The organism is Serratia sp. CY84636, from assembly GCF_052166245.1.
GTDB lineage: Bacteria > Pseudomonadota > Gammaproteobacteria > Enterobacterales > Enterobacteriaceae > Serratia > Serratia nevei.
In genome coordinates this window covers 15,650-33,112 of sequence record NZ_JBJNOX010000017.1, presented here as the reverse complement: position 1 = coordinate 33,112, position 17,463 = coordinate 15,650, and the positions used below count along the sequence as shown (strand labels likewise).

General features: G+C 49.3%; 22 protein-coding genes. 7 read left to right on the top strand and 15 right to left on the bottom strand.

Annotated elements, in window-relative coordinates; translation table 11 throughout:
- Positions 1 to 796: 796 nt before the first annotated feature.
- The 3 genes from ACJ8QI_RS24365 to ACJ8QI_RS24355 all read left to right on the top strand — a co-directional run bounded on the left by ACJ8QI_RS24365 (position 797) and on the right by ACJ8QI_RS24355 (position 1,667).
- Positions 797 to 1,084, top strand: coding sequence for a hypothetical protein (locus ACJ8QI_RS24365; RefSeq protein WP_001098466.1), 288 nt, complete (start codon positions 797 to 799; stop codon positions 1,082 to 1,084).
- A gap of 35 nt (positions 1,085 to 1,119) precedes the next feature.
- Complete coding sequence (locus ACJ8QI_RS24360) at positions 1,120 to 1,362, top strand: hypothetical protein (RefSeq protein ID WP_042036420.1); 243 nt, start codon at positions 1,120 to 1,122, stop codon at positions 1,360 to 1,362.
- 149 nt (positions 1,363 to 1,511) lie between these two features.
- A complete protein-coding gene (locus ACJ8QI_RS24355; protein ID WP_021536821.1) occupies positions 1,512 to 1,667 on the top strand; it encodes a hypothetical protein in 156 nt (51 codons plus the stop codon).
- 119 nt (positions 1,668 to 1,786) lie between these two features.
- Here ACJ8QI_RS24355 and ACJ8QI_RS24350 read toward each other — a convergent pair whose 3' ends face one another.
- From ACJ8QI_RS24350 to ACJ8QI_RS24335, 4 genes are all read right to left on the bottom strand, one after another.
- Positions 1,787 to 2,557: a SprT-like domain-containing protein gene (locus ACJ8QI_RS24350; protein ID WP_039026342.1), complete on the bottom strand. Its 771-nt coding sequence runs from the start codon at positions 2,555 to 2,557 to the stop codon at positions 1,787 to 1,789.
- Between the two features lie 213 nt (positions 2,558 to 2,770).
- Entirely contained in the window at positions 2,771 to 3,139 is a 369-nt protein-coding gene (gene stbC / locus ACJ8QI_RS24345; RefSeq protein WP_096249177.1) for a plasmid stabilization protein StbC, read from the bottom strand.
- A 1-nt stretch (position 3,140) separates the two neighbouring features.
- Entirely contained in the window at positions 3,141 to 3,851 is a 711-nt protein-coding gene (gene stbB, locus ACJ8QI_RS24340) for a StbB family protein (RefSeq protein WP_053273075.1), read from the bottom strand.
- Positions 3,852 to 3,863: 12 nt separating this feature from the next.
- Positions 3,864 to 4,298, bottom strand: a complete 435-nt coding sequence (locus ACJ8QI_RS24335) for a hypothetical protein (protein WP_053059852.1) — start codon at positions 4,296 to 4,298, stop codon at positions 3,864 to 3,866.
- A 484-nt stretch (positions 4,299 to 4,782) separates the two neighbouring features.
- Between ACJ8QI_RS24335 and ACJ8QI_RS24330 the strand changes: the two genes are divergently transcribed.
- Genes ACJ8QI_RS24330 through ACJ8QI_RS24315 form a run of 4 tightly spaced genes read left to right on the top strand, consistent with a single transcriptional unit; the run spans position 4,783 to position 9,906 of the window.
- Entirely contained in the window at positions 4,783 to 5,130 is a 348-nt protein-coding gene (locus tag ACJ8QI_RS24330; protein ID WP_047929023.1) for a hypothetical protein, read from the top strand.
- Positions 5,123 to 6,700, top strand: coding sequence for a type IV secretion system DNA-binding domain-containing protein (locus tag ACJ8QI_RS24325; RefSeq protein WP_047929022.1), 1,578 nt, complete (start codon positions 5,123 to 5,125; stop codon positions 6,698 to 6,700). The genes ACJ8QI_RS24330 and ACJ8QI_RS24325 overlap by 8 nt, the downstream gene beginning before the upstream one ends.
- 2 nt (positions 6,701 to 6,702) lie before the next feature.
- The gene (gene mobF, locus ACJ8QI_RS24320; protein ID WP_052989320.1) at positions 6,703 to 9,609 is read left to right on the top strand and encodes a MobF family relaxase; all 2,907 of its coding nucleotides are present in this window, start codon (positions 6,703 to 6,705) and stop codon (positions 9,607 to 9,609) included.
- A gap of 9 nt (positions 9,610 to 9,618) precedes the next feature.
- Complete coding sequence (locus ACJ8QI_RS24315; RefSeq protein ID WP_033544594.1) at positions 9,619 to 9,906, top strand: hypothetical protein; 288 nt, start codon at positions 9,619 to 9,621, stop codon at positions 9,904 to 9,906.
- Positions 9,907 to 10,179: 273 nt separating this feature from the next.
- Here ACJ8QI_RS24315 and ACJ8QI_RS24310 read toward each other — a convergent pair whose 3' ends face one another.
- From ACJ8QI_RS24310 to ACJ8QI_RS24260, 11 genes are all read right to left on the bottom strand, one after another.
- Positions 10,180 to 10,374, bottom strand: a complete 195-nt coding sequence (locus tag ACJ8QI_RS24310) for a DUF7706 family protein (RefSeq protein WP_000529710.1) — start codon at positions 10,372 to 10,374, stop codon at positions 10,180 to 10,182.
- An 11-nt stretch (positions 10,375 to 10,385) separates the two neighbouring features.
- Positions 10,386 to 10,868: a GNAT family N-acetyltransferase gene (locus ACJ8QI_RS24305; RefSeq protein WP_033544604.1), complete on the bottom strand. Its 483-nt coding sequence runs from the start codon at positions 10,866 to 10,868 to the stop codon at positions 10,386 to 10,388.
- Between the two features lie 12 nt (positions 10,869 to 10,880).
- On the bottom strand, positions 10,881 to 11,435 hold the full coding sequence (locus ACJ8QI_RS24300) for a phospholipase D family nuclease (RefSeq protein WP_000616063.1): 555 nt from the start codon (positions 11,433 to 11,435) through the stop codon (positions 10,881 to 10,883).
- Positions 11,398 to 12,429, bottom strand: coding sequence for a P-type DNA transfer ATPase VirB11 (gene virB11, locus ACJ8QI_RS24295; protein ID WP_033544592.1), 1,032 nt, complete (start codon positions 12,427 to 12,429; stop codon positions 11,398 to 11,400). Before virB11 ends, ACJ8QI_RS24300 begins: the two co-directional genes overlap by 38 nt.
- Positions 12,422 to 13,576, bottom strand: coding sequence for a type IV secretion system protein VirB10 (virB10, locus tag ACJ8QI_RS24290; RefSeq protein ID WP_050008676.1), 1,155 nt, complete (start codon positions 13,574 to 13,576; stop codon positions 12,422 to 12,424). The genes virB11 and virB10 overlap by 8 nt, the downstream gene beginning before the upstream one ends.
- A complete protein-coding gene (locus ACJ8QI_RS24285) occupies positions 13,573 to 14,460 on the bottom strand; it encodes a TrbG/VirB9 family P-type conjugative transfer protein (RefSeq protein WP_033544590.1) in 888 nt (295 codons plus the stop codon). The genes virB10 and ACJ8QI_RS24285 overlap by 4 nt, the downstream gene beginning before the upstream one ends.
- Before the next feature lie 2 nt (positions 14,461 to 14,462).
- Complete coding sequence (locus ACJ8QI_RS24280; RefSeq protein ID WP_000914645.1) at positions 14,463 to 15,179, bottom strand: virB8 family protein; 717 nt, start codon at positions 15,177 to 15,179, stop codon at positions 14,463 to 14,465.
- A gap of 2 nt (positions 15,180 to 15,181) precedes the next feature.
- On the bottom strand, positions 15,182 to 15,352 hold the full coding sequence (locus tag ACJ8QI_RS24275) for a hypothetical protein (protein ID WP_021536809.1): 171 nt from the start codon (positions 15,350 to 15,352) through the stop codon (positions 15,182 to 15,184).
- Between the two features lie 94 nt (positions 15,353 to 15,446).
- Positions 15,447 to 16,490: a type IV secretion system protein gene (locus ACJ8QI_RS24270; protein ID WP_033544589.1), complete on the bottom strand. Its 1,044-nt coding sequence runs from the start codon at positions 16,488 to 16,490 to the stop codon at positions 15,447 to 15,449.
- Positions 16,491 to 16,508: 18 nt separating this feature from the next.
- A complete protein-coding gene (locus ACJ8QI_RS24265) occupies positions 16,509 to 16,745 on the bottom strand; it encodes an EexN family lipoprotein (protein WP_033544588.1) in 237 nt (78 codons plus the stop codon).
- Between the two features lie 3 nt (positions 16,746 to 16,748).
- Positions 16,749 to 17,456 carry a type IV secretion system protein gene (locus ACJ8QI_RS24260; protein WP_110437886.1) on the bottom strand — a complete coding sequence of 236 codons (708 nt, stop codon included), beginning with the start codon at positions 17,454 to 17,456 and terminating at the stop codon, positions 16,749 to 16,751.
- Positions 17,457 to 17,463: the final 7 nt, after the last annotated feature.

The following is a 17,463-nucleotide window of genomic DNA, read 5'->3' as shown; positions in this document are numbered from 1 at the left end:
CTCCCCTGGCTTACCCTGCTGTACGATCCGTGGATTTCACAGCAGGGTTATTTTGGGTGATCGCCGTGATTGGCCCGGCAGCGGCCGCCGGTTACTCAGGGCGTTCCCTGCGGGCCGGGCTTTCGTGCTGCGCATCGAGCCAGGCAAGCTGTCTCGCCCCTTCGGGCTTCAATCCCTAACGCCTCCGGGCTTTGCCCTCCGCGCTCCGCTTGGCCCCCACGCCCTGCGCCGGACTTGCCCCGCCTCCGGCGGCCCCGCCCCTTCGGGGTGGCTTCGCCATCCTCTGCCAGCAACGGCGCAATCGTGCCTGTAAGGGTGCTGGCCGCTGCGCGGCCATCCCCCCAACACCCGGATAAATCACGCCCGGCCCGTCGCTACGCGCCAGCCCGCCCGCTCAACCGGGCCGTTGTGACGGGCCACTGTTCCGGCGGTGGTATCGTCTGACAGCCCGTCAAAACCGGCTTTGCAGGGAGGGGATGGGCGCTTCGCCCTGGTCGGCATCACCGGCGACGTAATGCCCTGCCCCGTTCGGCTCCGGGGAAGTGGGCGCGTCGCCCAGCTCGATGCCGTAAGGCCCGGCAATTTGACCACGCCGCCCAGGTGGAGATCGGCGCAGTTGCCTTTCATTTGTCGGCAGCGGTGCAAAATTTAAGTATCTTTTTCGTACCATATAATGATACTAAAAGTTGACTTTTAGAGGGGGGAAAGCCTATACTTTATTTACGGTTAGCAATGGTGCTGACCGGCCCGGAACCAGCGGCGGCAACCGCTCCGGGCAACCTGCGAAGGAAAATGTATGAATACGACTCTTGTTGTTTTAGTCCTCGCCATAACAGGCGCGTTATATCTCCCCTGGCGTCTTGTGCGCGACGGTTACAAAGAACTGGTGCAGATGTGCCTGTTTTGCTCCTGTATCGTCACGCTGGCCGCTGTATATGCCGTGTTAGTCAATCTCGATACTCCACACCCGTTTATGCCAATGTTTATCGCGGTAACGGCGTTCGGTGCTGCTTTCGTGGCTGACTGCGCTTTATCTCTCTGGCTCTATCAGCGTAAAGCTAACGCTAAGACGGCTAACCACTAACCACTACGGTTTCTAACCATGATACGGGGGTAAATATGGGAAATATCATCCTGATGGCCGAGAAAGCAAAAGGCGCGATTGATGAAGAGGCTGAAGTGTATGAATTTGAGGGAATGGATGATCTGATCCAGTTTCGTAAGAAATTCCCTGAACAGATGAAGTATGAATATCATTACATCCTTTCCGGCGACACGAAAAATTTTCGGCATATCGCGCTTGTTGAAGCCAACCATTTTAAGCAGTTCAAAAAGCTGGTTAATCTGTACCAGGATCGCTAACAACGCGGAACAGCGCGGCATTGCCGCGCTGCTGTATAACGTATTATTTAAGTATTATTTAATGATACTTAAAGTTGACTTTTTGGGGGGAATTTATACTGTATTTATCGGTTAGCAATGGTGCTGACCGTAAGCGAAGGAGCAAGGTTATGAAAAAATTTATCTGCAACCGCAACGGCAAGGCGGTTTTTCAGGAAGGTGATCGGGAGCTGGTAGCTGCTTACCAGATGAAATCCTCTCCGGTTCCGGTGACACCCCGCAAGCTGAAAGCTGAAATGGAGGCTATCGCCAGAACAGCCCGATAATCAATCACCCGCGCCGTTGGCGCGGGTATCCCTCATAGCGGCGGCAACCGCTTTTTGCGAGCGTAACGCGAGGACGTAAAAACTAAAAAAAACCGCCTCATACGGCGGTTTTTTTCTGGTTAGGTTGGCTGGTATTCTGCCTTTCCGCAGTGTTCGCCACCACAGTACAGGATCAGGCCCGGCTTTCCCCACACGTTCGTATGGCATTTCGGGCAGGTGTATTTTTTCCGGTTTGATTTATTCACCGGCGTATCTGGCGGCGGGTTTACCAGCGAAAGGGCTTGTGTGATCTCATCATCCAGCTCGCCATCGTCGCCGTATCCTTCATCCCCATAATCTTCGTCATCGACATACCCTTTACCGTCTGCGCCGGTTGGCGTTGGTGGCGTTGGTTTGTGTGGCGGGAACCGATCCAGCCAACTCAGTTTAAACTCCGTGGTAAGCAGCTCCTTGCAGGCGGTATCAAACGCGCCGCCGTCCTCAATGTAATGACTCATGGACTCACCGACGCGCTTACCTCCTGGCTGGCCGGTGTCGGATGGTATCAGGCCGATGCGCTCCATCATCGCCGCCCATTCTTTATTGTGGTATCCACGGCGGCCCGGTTTGCCGGTGTGTTGCTGCAACTGGTGAACCATTTCATGCACAAGTGTGGAAAGCGTGTCGCGTATCGTGCGGATCGAGAAATAGACCGGATTCATGGCGATTTCATCAACGATTTGTCCGGTTGAGCGACCAACAAAGCGACCATTCGAGAAATAGCCATACGTTCGTTTTTCGCGCTGAAGGGTGATAAGGCAAGGCGGCAGCGCACTTTCAAACAGGCGTTGATTGAAAAATTCGTAGGCGCGTTGAAGCTCGTCGTAAGTTTCCTGGGTAGGGATGATCATAGCGGCCTCACAATGGATTTCTGGATTGCACAAACCATTTTATTGATTATGGATTGTGCAATCCACTTTTATTTTTGGGCGTTCCCTGCGGGCGGGCTTTCGTGCTGCGCATCGAGCCAGGCAAGCTGTCTCGCCCCTTCGGGCTTCAATCCCTAACGCAATCGAGGCCAAAAAAAACGGCCCGGATAGGGCCGCTTCAGGTCAGGCTTTTTGTCAGTGAAGCAGGAGCGTTATAGCCGCCGCGCCGAGCGCTCCACCAACGAAGGAACAGACAACCGTGATAATCAGAATCTTCCTGATAAGCGCTTGCGAAAACCCTGTTTGCGCCCCGGCCAGACGTTCAAAAAATTGGTCGCTAACCTTCTGCTCCTTCTTCAGAGTGTTGACCAGCTCGCGCTGGCTTGCGATCACTTCTGTTTTCGCCACCTCAGATGATTTCTTTATTTCATCGGAGGCTTTATCCAGCCGTTCTACTGTTTCGGTAACGCTTGTGGTTACGCTTTCCAGTTTTGAGGTGATTTCTTTCGCATCGCCTAAAAACCAGTCCATCAGGATATCTAATTTATCAGGTTGCTTTTCCATATTATTCAGCCGTTAATATTTCAAAGGTACGATCAAGATTACGTTTAACCGGCAGCGCTAATTTCATCCAGCGATAACGTCGCGCAGCCGCCGCGCGTTCGTCGGCATCAGTGCAGGATTTAGCTTTCGCTTTAAATGTTTCTGGATCTTCAGCCAGCAGTTCTTCAAACGAAATTTTGTGATACGCGAGGTATTCATAAATTTCACTTTCAAAAACGGCGGCATCTTTATGAATAGTGGCTTTTTTAGAATCCTTCGCCCATTCATACACTGAAGCAATATCCTCCTGCGGAGTTGATTTAATGCGGTTAGGCAGAAGAACAATTTTAGATTTAGGAACGCCAACGGCACTTAACGCGAGGGCGGTCTTAATACTTTCCTGCCATGCTTTATCATCCGGGGTGACAGGAATCAGATATTTATCAAATTCGTCAATTGCACCCTCATATTTTGTCATGGTAGAAAGAAAGCGCTCAACGTTCGACGCGCCAATATCCACGATGGCATTATCTTCAAATACGATTTCTTCAACGAGTTGACCAAAGTTATCGCCGGTTAATCTCATCACTTCATCAACACCCAAATCCGCAGCCGACATATTGATTGTCTCGATGGCAAAGAATTTAGCGCCAGCCATGCGAGGATACAGCAGGTATGACGAAATAATGGTTTTGCCGACACTGCCACTGTAGTTCATTACTGCAATTTTCATCTATTCGCTCCTTTAGAAACCTTTTTTATTACCTACGTTACCTTTGAATGAGGACGCAACTTTTTTTGCCTCATCCCCGATTTTTTTAAAATCTGTATCGGATAAAAATTCTTTGTTCCCGCCCATATCCTCAACTAATTTTTCTGGTTCTGGATTTTGCAATCCAGTTTCCACCGGTTCCGCTTTCTCCTGCTCTTTTGGGTTGTGCAATCCAGTATTTACCGTACTTTCTGGATTGTGCAATCCACCTTTTTTGCGTTTCAATCTTGCCCGGTACAAAGCCATATCTAACGCTTTCACAGTCACAGAAAAGCTGTATTCACTATCAAGAAGTTGAGCAATTTCTTGCCTACTAATACCCTTGTCTAACAAACCTTCAATCTCATCAAGACGCGCTCTTACAGCCGCAGCGAGATTGCGAGGTTCCAGTAAAAGGTCTTTTTTCATACCACCCCCGCTTGTCGAATTTCACTATATGGCAGCCTGTTTTAGCTGTCAATCGGTTTTGTAGTATTTCAGTAGTATTCCTGTAGTAATTCAGTAGTAACGCTTGTCGATACCGCTCATTTTTGTAGTATATCAGTAGTATATCTGTAGTAATGGCTATTTCAGTTTGTAGTATTTTAGTAGTAATTCAGTAGTATCGGTGTAGAAAACTTTCATGCAAGCATGAAAGTGGTGAATGTGAACGCTTTTTGAGCGTTTTATGCGTGTGTAAGAGCTGTTTCTCCCTTAAAAAAGGCGTGTTATGGTATCCCTTAATGGCTATACACCATACGCAATTACGATTTCATCGTAAATGCTTGAAAACAAAACAAATTATTCTAATTTGTGTTTTAATGTGTAATACGCAACGTATTACACATGTGGTTCTAAGCCGCATATATGCTAGATTTGTATGTATTACATCTGTATTACACAAAGGAAACCTATGCCATCTATCAGTTTAAGAGTGACCGAAGAGCAAAAAATCGACCTTGAATACCGTTCGGAGGGCAACGTATCGGAGTACATCAAGCAACAGCTTTTTGGACAAAAAGAGAGTGCCAGTGAAGTGATCGCCCGGCTTGATAAATTGCTGAAACGTTCATCTTCAGAGCAGCAAGCCGCCGGACGAGATCGATACATCGAGGCAATGTTGATTGAGGTGTTATTGATACTTCGCCAGGTGAGTAAAGCAGATGCGCAGAAAGTTGCCGGTGGTGAAATTCGCCGGTTAGGGCTGGAGCCGTGGTCAGCAGAGCTGGCCCGGGAGAGAGAGGAACAGAGTCATGAATGAAGCGGATAAGGGCAAAATTTGCCTGGGGGCATTGCTTTTTACCCCCCTTGTTACGTGGTTTATCTCGGCGAAAGCCTTGTATGGTTTTACGCCAAAAGATGCGCGTGAACGTCTGGTTTTACTTATTCAGCAGACTTTTGATTTATGGCCTTTATGGGGTGCTTTATTAGTCGGTGAAATTATTGCCATCATAGGCTTAATCATATTTTTCAAATTTAATCACCAGATATTTAAAGGTGCACCATTTAAGAAAATATATCGTGGTACGCGGCTTGTTTCTCAGCGGGCTTTAGCATCAATAACTAAAGAAAGAGAGCCGCAAATAACAATAGCCGATATTCCAATCCCTACAAAAGCGGAAGGTACACATATTTCAATAGCCGGGGCGACCGGTGTTGGTAAATCAACAATCTTTGCTGAAATGATGAAATGTTGCTTGATGCGTGGAAAAAAGCAACGTATTGCCTCAAATAAAGACCGCATGATAATCCTCGATCCAGATGGCGATTTCCTTTCTCGTTTTTATAAAAAAGGCGATAAGATTTTAAATCCCTATGATGCCAGAACAGAAGGGTGGGTATTTTTCAACGAAATAAAAAGTGATTTTGACTTTGAGCGATTCGGTGTTTCTATCGTACCTACAGCGAAGGATTCGCAAACAGAAGAATGGAATGGATATGGTCGTCTTTTATTTACCGAGGTATCCCGTAAAGTATTTAACACAAGTCGAAACCCAACGATGGAAGAAGTATTCTACTGGACAAATGAAGTACCACTGGAAGAACTTGAAGAATATGTCAGAGGCACTAAAGCACAGGCTTTATTTGCTGGTAGCGGTCGGGCCGTTGGTAGTGCTCGCTTTGTGCTTAGTAATAAACTTGCCGCTCACCTGAAAATGCCAGCAGGGAACTTCTCAATTCGTGAATGGCTGGAAGATCCGAAAGGCGGGAATCTGTATATCACCTGGACAGATGAAATGCGTGAAGCCTTGAAATCGCTTATTTCATGCTGGACAGATAGCATATTTTCTATTGTGTTAGGTATGAGCAAAAGCAACTCCCGTAAAATCTGGACGTTTATAGACGAACTGGAATCCCTTGATTACCTGCCATCATTACGTGATGCGTTAACAAAAGGTCGTAAAAAAGGACTACGGGTTGTCACCGGCTATCAGTCGTATTCGCAGGTCATTAGCATCTATGGCAGTGATGTAGCTGAAACCCTTCTGTCTAACCATCGTACATCGGTTGTTATGGCCGCTGGTCGCCTGGGTGAAAGAACCCTCGAATTTGTCTCTAAATCATTGGGGGAGATTGAGGGCGAAAGAGAAAAAACGGGGATTAGCCGCCGCTTTGGTCAGTTGGGAACCAAAAATACCAATGATGATCACAAGCGCGAGCGGGCTGTAACGCCAACCGAAATCGCCACGCTGGATGATCTGACCGGCTACATCGCGTTTCCAGGAAATCTGCCAGTGGCTAAATTTGAGACTCATCACGTTAACTACACTCGTTCTAACCCTGTACCGGGCGTGGTCTTACGTGAAAGCACCGCATTTGCAGGAATGTAAATATGCTGAATATTACGACGATTACCCGCCAGCGTGTCGATAGGGTTGTTGATTACTATGCTGATGGCGCAGACGATTACTATGCGAAAGACGGTAACGCGATGCAGTGGCAAGGCGCTGGCGCGGAAGAACTGGGCTTAACCGGCGAGGTAGAACAAAAACGGTTTGCGAAATTGCTTGATGGCAAAGTAACGGATGACATTTCCGTGATGCGTAAAACGGCCAACAGCGAAAGCAAAGAACGATTGGGATACGATCTTACGTTTTCCGCGCCGAAAGGCGTTTCGCTTCAGGCACTGGTCAACGGTGATAAACGTATCATTGAAGCGCACGATCGGGCGGTCACTAAAGCCATCGAGGAAGCGGAACGGCTGGCACTAGGCCGCTTTACCGTCAATAAAAAAACGCACGTTGAAAACACGAATAAGCTGATTGTCGGCAAGTTTCGACACGAAACGTCACGCGAGCTAGACCCGGATTTGCACACCCATGCCTTTGTAATGAACCTCACCAAAACCAGCGATGGTAAATGGCGTTCGCTCACGAATGACGGCATTGTGAACTCGCTTACGTTATTGGGTAACGTTTACAAATCCGAGCTGGCAAGAGAGCTGGAGCTGGCCGGTTACAACCTGCGTTATGATCGGAATGGTACGTTTGATTTGGCGCATTTCAGCCAGGAGCAGATAGCCCAATTCAGCCAGCGCAGCCAGCAGATTGAGGCAGAGTTAGCAAAGAATGGTTTAAGCCGTGAAACGGCCAGCCATGAGCTAAAAAATGCGGCCGCGCTGAAAACTCGTAAAAGCAAAGGCGAAGTAGATCGCGATGTACTCTATGAGGGCTGGAAAAACCGCGCCAAAGAGCTTCAGATTGATTTTGATAGCCGGGAGTGGAAAGGTGCGGCCAACGACGATATAGCGCGGAATACGCAGCCAGCGGCGCTGGAAAAGCCTATCGAGTACCAGGCTGACAAGGTAATGACCTTTGCCATTCGTTCACTTACCGAACGTCAATCAGTGATTACCGAGCGGGAGCTGATGGACGTGGCGATGAAGCATGGCTATGGCCGCTTAACCCTCGATGATATTCGGGCTGCGAGAGAACGGGCCATAACATCCGGCAACCTCATCAAAGAAGAAGCAACATACGCAGCGGCCACGACCAATAAAAAACAGCAGAACGTAGCAATGACCCGCGAACAATGGGTAACGGAACTGGTGAAAGCTGGCCGCAGTAAAGATGAGGCCCGTAAACTCGTAGATAAGGGCATCACAAACGGGCGGCTGGTACAGCAAAAGCCGCGTTTTACCACACAGTTAGCTCAACAACGCGAACGCAACATACTGAAGATGGAGCGGGAAGGGCGCGGAAAGATCCAGACCCCATACACTCGCGAGTTTAGCGAGGGCTGGTTAGCCAGCAGAACGTTAAAACCCGAACAGTTAAAAGCGGTTATGGGAATTATTCATACTCCCAACCAGTTTATTTCTGTACATGGGTTTGCCGGTACTGGCAAAAGTTATATGACCAAATCGGCAGCGGATTTTCTAAAAGAGCAGGGCGTACACGTCACCAGTCTTGCCCCCTACGGTAGCCAGGTTAAAGCGCTTCAGGCTGAAGGGCTGGAATCTCGCACACTCCAGTCTTTCCTCCGGGCCTCAGATAAAAAAATTGGCCCCGGCTCAGTAGTTTTTATTGACGAAGCAGGGGTAATCCCGGCCCGCCAGATGGAGGAAACCATGCGCGTGATCCGCGATGCGGGCGCACGAGCGGTATTCCTGGGCGATACCAAACAGACTAAAGCCGTCGAAGCGGGTAAACCTTTCGAGCAGCTTATTAAAGCCGGTATGGAAACGGCCTATATGAAAGATATTCAGCGCCAGAAAGACCCGGAATTGCTGAAAGCCGCGCTAAATGCAGCAGAAGGGAAAATAAAGGCGTCGTTGACCCACGTAACCAGCATCGTAGAGGAAAAAAATCATGATCAGCGCTACCGCCGCATTGTCGGGGATTACGTGGCAATGCCGCCGACAGACCGGGCTAACGCCCTGATCATCACCGGCACGAACGACAGCCGGAAAAAAATTAATGAGTACATTCAGGCCGAGCTGGGGCTAAAAGGCCAGGGTATCAATTACCCGCTTCTGAACCGTCTTGATACCACTCAGGCCCAGCGGCAGCACAGCAAATATTACGAAAAAGGAGCCGTGATTATCCCGGAACGGGATTACAGCAACGGGCTGAAACGCGGGGCCGTTTATACCGTTCTCGATACCGGCCCCGGCAATAAACTTACGGTAAGCGACGGCAGCGGCGACACAATCGCATTTTCACCGGCGCGATTTTCCAAATTATCCGTGTACTCCGTTGAAAAAACGGAGCTGGCCGTGGGCGACCAGGTAAGGATCACCCGTAACGATGCACATCTGGATTTAGCGAACGGCGACCGTTTTAAGGTAAAAAGCGTCCAGAGTGGTGAGGTACTGCTGGAGAACGAGAAAGGGCGGCTGGTAAAAATTGATGCCAACAAACCTATGTACTTAGGGCTGGCTTACGCTTCGACCGTTCATAGTGCTCAGGGGCTGACCTGCGACAAGGTTTTTATCAATATGGATACCCGATCACTCACAACGGCCAAAGATGTTTATTACGTGGCTGTCACCCGCGCTAAACACGAAGCCGTCATTTACACCGACGATGAGAAGAAGCTGGATAAAGCGGCCAGCCGGGAAGGGTTCAAAACCGCCGCGCTTGAGCTGGAACAACTCAAACGCTATGCCAAAGAGCAGCAGCATGATACCCGCGAAAAAGGCCGAGACAAAGCCGAGCCGACGCAGGATAAAGGTAATGCCCGGCCTAAAGATAAAGGCCATGAAAAAAATAACGATGACAGAGCCTTGAGATTATAGGAGCGAGTAATGACGGTAAGGCTTTATTACAACGCCGCCGATTCACGCGCTAAAGCAAGCGCTGAATGGCACGATAACTGGATAAGTAAAAGTGGATTGAAAGCGCGGTACTGGACTGATAAAGCCATATCTGACTTTCTCGACCAACCACAAAAAGCTGGTCCCATAATGGCCTGGAAGCGGAAGGATGTGCTGAAGGTTGAGAGCACATCTGAATTTCAGCAGTGGATGGCAAAACGCCGCAGGTGGCTTATCGCGCATGGAAAATTACTTGCTGAAGATCTCCCCTCAAAGTGACCTTGCTCCCCGGACTAAACCGGCAGAACAAACCCACCCCGGATTATTGGGAGCCGGTATTGTCCGGGGGCATTATCGTAGCATTTGTGTTGCATACAGCCCGTAAAAACTCATTCAGCGAACTTGAATAATCGGTTGTGTGGCCACGTCGCCGGCAGCAGCTGGCCAACGCTGGCGTCGAAAACGCGAAGTTAATAAAAACATAAAGTTATGAGGGGATGGGGTAAGAAAAGGGCATTCAAAAAATTCGATGCCCTTTTGTGGAAACTTGCGCTATCGCGGGGAAAAACCTTCTTCAGCCATTGCCCTCTGTAATTTATCGACGGCATCCTTGATGACATACGCCTCGTCATCATCAACGGCACACCCCCGTAAATCACTCCACGTCAACCGCTTAACAAACTGCGCCAGCGCCAGCGCTTCTTTGTCATCCAGCTCTAAAGACAACGTATTGATACCTTGCCCCATCACCCACCTCGTTAGTCTGTAAAGCGGTACGTTTTCTTACCGCCCTGCGTTTCATGAATCAGCTTAAACCCGCTTCCGGCCAGCAGTCTCATCATTTTTGTGGCCGGGGGGAGACAGGAGGCTTCCAGCCGGTGTCCGGGCGTGGCTTCGATGATTGAGGCAAGCATACTCTTGCCAATGCCTTTACCCTGCTCATCAGCCGCAACAGCGAACATACGGATCTCAAGATGAGATGCCCGGCCCGCAAAATCATTGCGGCCGGTTAACAGCGAAAATCCCACCGGCTGCCGCGTTAACTTCTCGGCAAAGACAAAGAGATAATCCCCTACGGGGATATTATCTCTGTATTGTTGGGTGACACTTTGTAGCTCAGATCTCACTGTTTCAAGACCGTTGCCCTCGGCATAGAAAAATGCGCCAGATATTACCCCATCGCGCACCAGGTTCATGATGAAAGGAATATCGCCGCTGTTTCCTAATCGCATATCAAGCATATCGTTCTCCATTCAATAAGACGGGGTAAAATCCCGGCCCTGATTCCAGCGTGATTGCCAGTGCTTCAGGTACTGCCCGGCCAGTTCGGGCGCGTCCCACATCACAATCGCGTTTTCAGAGTTATATTTCTCGGCACTGGCCGTGTAGTTAAAACTGCCAGTTTCCACATGACGGCCATCAACGATGATCACCTTGTCATGCTGGATTTTGTAGTTACTGTTAACCCGCAGCGGAATACCCGCGTTCGTAACAAGATTCATTGCCGCACGACTTGCGCGGCCCGTATTGCCATTCTCATCAACGACAATTTTCACGTCTACACCGCGGCGTTTGGCCGCAATCAGCGCTTTCATAATATCGGGGGCAGTAAAGCTGTAGGCCATCATTCTGATGTTATCTTTTGCCGAGCCGATAACGTTGATAACGAGCTGCTGCGCGGTTCCTTCCGGCGAGAAACCTACTTGCGCCGATGCAGCAAAAAGAGACGGGGCCGAAGCCCCGTAAAGTACGGCGGCAACCAGTGCCGCTTTAAAGAGAAAGTTGCGCTTTTTTAAACGCTGGATCATAAAGAACCTCAACAATCTGGCGATGTTCCATGTACACCACGACATCTATCGTGGTGTACAGCGTTTTCATAATCACGTCATAATCCAGCGTCTGGCCGACACCGGTTTGCTTGATAAGCAGCGCAATACGGCTGAAAGTGGACTTTGCATCGTCGGCGTGGGTGGATGTGATCCCGCCCGGATGTCCGGTATTCAGCGAGTTAATGTAATCCCATGCTGCATCATCCCTAAGCTCTGTCATCATGATACGGTCGGGAGAAAGACGCATACACGCTTTCAGGCTGACCGCCGGGGCCAGACGGCCATCCTGATCGCCGTACAGCATATAAACCATTTCGTGATGCAGATCAGACCCAATTTCGTGAACGTCCTCTGAAACTACAATGCGCTCGGTATAAGGTACTTCCCGAAGCAGGGAGCGGGTAAACGTTGATTTACCCGAACCGGTAGACCCTGATACAACGATGTTCAGCTTGTTGCGTACCGCAATTTTAAAAAACGAAACGAGGTCGTCTTTATCGAGCAATTCCAGCAATTCTTGCTCGAATGGCTGAAGGGCTACTTCACCCTGAATCTTTCGTTTCCAGCCAGTGAAACGGCCCTCATCGCGAAGTTGTTCAAGAGACTTATCAACTGGCAGATGCTTACGAAACGCGATGGCTACTGTTCCCTCCAGTACGGCAGGGGGTAAACAAATAATCCCCCTTGAGCCGTCCGGCAGAAGCACGTTATTAACGGACTCTTTCGGTAGTCCGTTATAACCACAAAGCGTGTCGGTTAAGCGTGATATATATTCAGCCGTAATTTTCTCATCGTCGTGGAAAATACGGCCTTTCGACGTTTCACAAACAACCTGCTGATACTTGTTAATTCTCAGCTCCCACACATCGGGATCACTCAGGTAGCGCTGAAGTGGTTCGAGCGTCAGCCATACCCCCTGCTCACGGCGGGGGCGCTGGCGAATATCTTGAATATTACTGGTTAACTCAGTCATTCATTTCTAACCCATATACAGTGCTGAAATCCAGATCGCGGGCTACGTAGATGGATACGGCATCGCCCTGCGCAGCGTAGAGCGTTGGCGGGATATTAATCTTCGCCCGTAATGCCTCAGTAGCAAGCTGGTCGGTACTGTTTTCCGTTGTGTTAAACGTCACATCGGAGTTGTTGTTGTTAATCGACGCGATACCGGCTTTCATGCCATCAGTCAGCACAGAGAAGAAAATGGCATCGCCCATTCGTTCCCAAAAGTGAGAGTTGACCTGACCAGGTACGCCCGCACTACCTAAAGCGTTAGTGCCGCTGCTGTCGAGGTTAACAATGGTCTGATCCGGATTACGCAAGCGTGACCAGAGAACGAACACACGATTCTGGCCGTTCTGGATACCGCTATTCTGCTCGCCAGTGACCACAGCCCCTTTATCAATCAGTTTTACAGTACCGTCAGCAGAGTACACATCACGGCTTACAGTACATTTCACCTGGCCCGGAACGGTGGTATCCAGCTCAGTATTTGTACCGCAAGGAATCATTGTTCCCTGCGCAATGGTCAGATTTGGATGTGGCATTACAGATGCCTGAGCGACAGCCATACGCGCCGGTTTCATTCGGCTCGCCAGTGCCTGGCTGTTTGAACTGGTTTCTGTATTGTCCTGACCTGACCGGCGCTCCTGTTCTTTCGCAGTCGTAGCCTGTTTCTCAGGATCGACACCGTTGAAGGACACACCTAGCCGGGCGCGCATAATTTTTTCTTCCGGTGTTAGCTCCTTTTTCTGATTATTTAACGTTTGCCGGGCAACCTGCTGCTGCGGCTCCTGCGTCGTCTGCAACGGAGGAACGACGCTATTTTTCGGCGTATTGTCAATGGTTGGCGGCACATCATCAAATGACTGGCGCGGTAAGGAGCTGGTCATAACCTGCTCTTTACCCTTTTTGGGATCGTCGGCCAGCTTCTTAACGTGCATCTGGTTATAGATGAACCATCCCACCATTGCTGAACCTATCAACACCATCAGCCCGACAAAGGCCCGCGCACCGGCAATACGTTTTTTAGGGGAACCGCTGAAGCCCTGACGCTCATCCTCGATGCTGGTATCTTCTTCATCGAGGTAATCTAAATTTTCCTCTCTGTCTTTTCTCATGATTTATCCCCCTCACCCTTTTTCACGCGCTTAACGTCTGGTGACGTAGTGCCGGTACTGATCGCCCCAAGATTTGGGTTGTAATTCATATTCAGGACACCCACGACTTTATTTCCGTAACGAATACGCCATTCTTTTGCTACCGTTTCAGCCACAACAATGTTGTTATATTCCCCGGCTGGATGCTGGTTAACGGTATGCTCTTTACCATCATCACCGATATAGAAAACAACGGGTAAATCTGCGTTTGCAGGGAATTTGAAGTAAGTAAAACGGAAATTATCCCAAACGTTTACCGGGGCCAAAGTCCGATATTCATCTTCATCTGACATTTTATAGAGTAGGTTGTAAGGCCCATTCTGAAGGTCTTTTAACGCCTTTTTCACGCGGTTACTTTCCAGCGTTTTATTAGCCTTTTTCATATCCTCAAATGGATAGAGGTAAGTAAGCTGGAGAGTGGCATTTTTCATGCTCCAGGGCGTCTTGATAAAGTTGGCTTTAACGTTACCCTGGGCGTCTTTCGTGGTGTAGTCACCTACATAGTGCAGCACTATGTTATAGGTGCGCTTGTTCGTGACCAGTACAAGGTTAGTATCGCTGGGAACTTCCCCTTTCGGTTTGATAAATATGTTGTTTTCAACATGGGTAAACGCATAACTATTACTGTCACCAAAAGCGTGTGTCACATAGCTTTCATCGGGCGCAACCACGATATGAGTTGCAACACCGGCAACGGAATCAATACGCACCACGTCAACCGGGTTATACACCACGGATTTAATACGGTAGTCGTATGGGCTACCTTTTCCCACTTCCAGCGCCAGCGCCTGACCAGAGAGGCCGAGGCTGACCAGAATTAAACCGGCGATTAATTGTTTTTTCATGATCAGCCTCCCACTGCGCCAACGTTCTCAGCGTTCTTACGGTAACTCGTTACACGGAAGCCAAGCGGGTTGATATAGCGCTGCTGCGCGGTCATTGGTAACGCTTTGTACTCATACGCAATCGTTGCAATCCAGTAGCGCGGCGGCTCAGGGTTCGGACGCTGGCGAATGCGCTGCTGCGTGGTAAAGCGAACGGTGGCAACACCGTGTTCGCGGTCGGTGATCACCGAGTTGATATGAACGGTCGTTCTTTCAGAGTCACCCAACCGCTTATCAATGCGGTTCGGGCCTTTGAACATGGAGAGATATTCATCGGCTACATCGCCGGAAGCCATCAGGCTCATGGCGTCATAATCAACCTGAATACTGTTGTAGTCGTAGGACTCACGGTGAATAACAAATTGTGAAATCCAATACTGGTCTATCACGTCGCCATAAGTCGCTTCATCGCGGGTAATTTTCACCTGCGATACTTCGCCTGTATCTTTGTTAATCGTGGTGAGGTATGCCGGTAACGGCTGCGCAAAACGGATAATGACGCCGACCGCAGTAATCATGCTCACAACGGCAAAGACGAAAAAGGCCGTGGCAATTTTCCAGGCGCGAGAGCGGGAATTAAGGATCTCATTAACCATATCGCGCTCAAGCCCTTGAGTTTCCTCATGGTACTTATTCAGATCTTCCCGCGATATCGCTTGATGTTTGTTTTTCTTCAGCATTGTTACTCTCCGTTGTTAGCGGCATCTGCACGATACAGCTCGGCGGGATACGTCTTATTAACATCAACCAGCTTTTTCATGTTGGGTTCTGGCGGCGGCGTCGGGCTACTGGAACAGGCGGCCAACAGCAGCCCGATAAGTGCCATTGCCGTGTATTTGAAGAAATGCACCATCTTTGTCACTCCCTTTGAATCAATCACAAAAAAATAATAAGTCATCAAAATTACAATTTCAATGACTTATTAAAAATTAATTTCTACTCTACTTTTAGCGCCGTGAACCCTTTGCGAAACCCTGCATTTGGGAACCCGCAGCGGTGGCCGCTCCCGCGCCGGGGCCACCGGCAGCCGTAGCCGCCGCAGTCTTAGCGCCAGTACCGCCCCCGGCACCTGTAGCGCCTTTTTGACCACCAGGCTGATAGCCACCACCGCCAGCTCCACGGCCACCGCCACCGGCGTTAGGTATCAGCTCCTGAATACCCGCAGAGATACCATCCCCCCAACGGGAGGCTACTTCAGGAATGCGCATCAGGATCAGGTAAGAGACAATCATTATCAGCAGACAAGCAAAAACCGGCCCTAACAGGCTACTGTCAGCCCCGGAAGCGGTGACGGCATCGAGCGCTTTTTGATAGAACTTAATCATCAGGCCAAATAGCATCGACAGCAGAATTGTTACCAGCCCATAGTTAACCATCGAGCCAAGCCATTTATTGAACATGCCATACAGCGGCTTGAACAACAGGCAGAAGATGAAGATAGGCCCAAAGCACACAGTGATTGCCAGCAGTAACTTCGCCATCAGTACCAGCCCGGCCCCGATACCACAGATCAACACCGTGGAAATAATGACCGCGCAAGCCAGGAATAATGACGCCAGCCCGGAACCGCTATAAATATCGGCGTTATCAAACGCAGTACGCGCAACCTGCATCCCGTCATGTATGGCCTTGTCGATGTTGTTACCCATTGCATCTTCAGTGCCACCGGACGAACCGTTAATAACCAGTACCGAGGAAAACTCATCCGGGATCTTCATGGCCGCATCAGCCAGTTGGGTTTGATACAGCCCGCCCGCGCTGGCAAAGCTGATTATCATCGACCACACAATGAATTTTTTTATCAACGATGAGAGCGGCTCACCGTGTGGCCGGGCTAATGTAAACAGCCCGTCCAGGGTGAGTTTGCAAATCAACGCCAACCCAATTACCGGTGAAATGGTGGATATAACAACTCCGAGATTAGAGGCCACAAATTCCTTTGTGACCGTATCCATGTAATTGAAAATATCCGTTGTAAATGAAAAGGCCATGCTTTCCCCCTACCCTAATCAGGGCGTGACTTTTGGCATTGAGAGGCCATCATCATTTTTGCCAAACACTTTCAAATCTTTCTCTGCTTCCAGCGCGTTCTGACAATCCGGCTTCACTTTGAGCGCCGCATCATCACGGCATTTTTCCACCATCGCTTTACGCTCCTGATCGTGTTCCTTGTACCAGGAAACAGGATGTTCAGAATCACAACCGGCCAGCAGGAAAAGAGCTAAAGGTAAAATCAGTTTTTTCATGGTTTATTCCGTTACGTTAGGCATGGAAAGATCTTCACCGTCAGCGCCGAGGACAAAGCGCTTCTGGGCGTATTGTTTTTGTTCCTGCAAAATCTTGTCTTGCGAGGTTTGCAGCATCGCCATCAGTTGCAGCTTCGTTTGCTCCCCCTGAATAGCACCTTGCGCGGTCTGGATACGCGCCTGAAGGTCAGCGATTTGTTTCATGTCTGTGGTTGAATCAATCTGATTGGTCAGCTCCTGAATGTTATTCAGCTCCGCCATTTCATTGTTGTAAGCGTTCTGCGCCATCACACGGTCATACGCCCCTTTCTCCGCCAACTTCTGCTTAATGAAACTCATCGCTTCGGAACGGTTCATACCGTCAATCTGCGACTGAAATTCCTTCAGCATGGATTGAGCAGATGAAGTGATACCTGAACTGCTGTTCATGGCGTCGCTGTATACCTGCGTCCAGTCAGACGGTAAATTGCCTTTCAGCGTACTAATATCGTCATTCAGCAAATTACCGATACCAGAACTGCCGGTTAAGGAAGCCAGCGTTTGCTCCTGCTTCAGCAATTGAGATTTGAGCTGTTCAATTTGCTGCGTCATTAATGTGACCTGCTCAAGCGCCTGGGCCAGATTTTCAGGATCGTTAACTACCAGTTGCGCATTAACTGCAACCGGCGAAATAGCCAGAGCTAAAACAAGGCTTGCAAGTGTCTTTTTCATGTCGTTA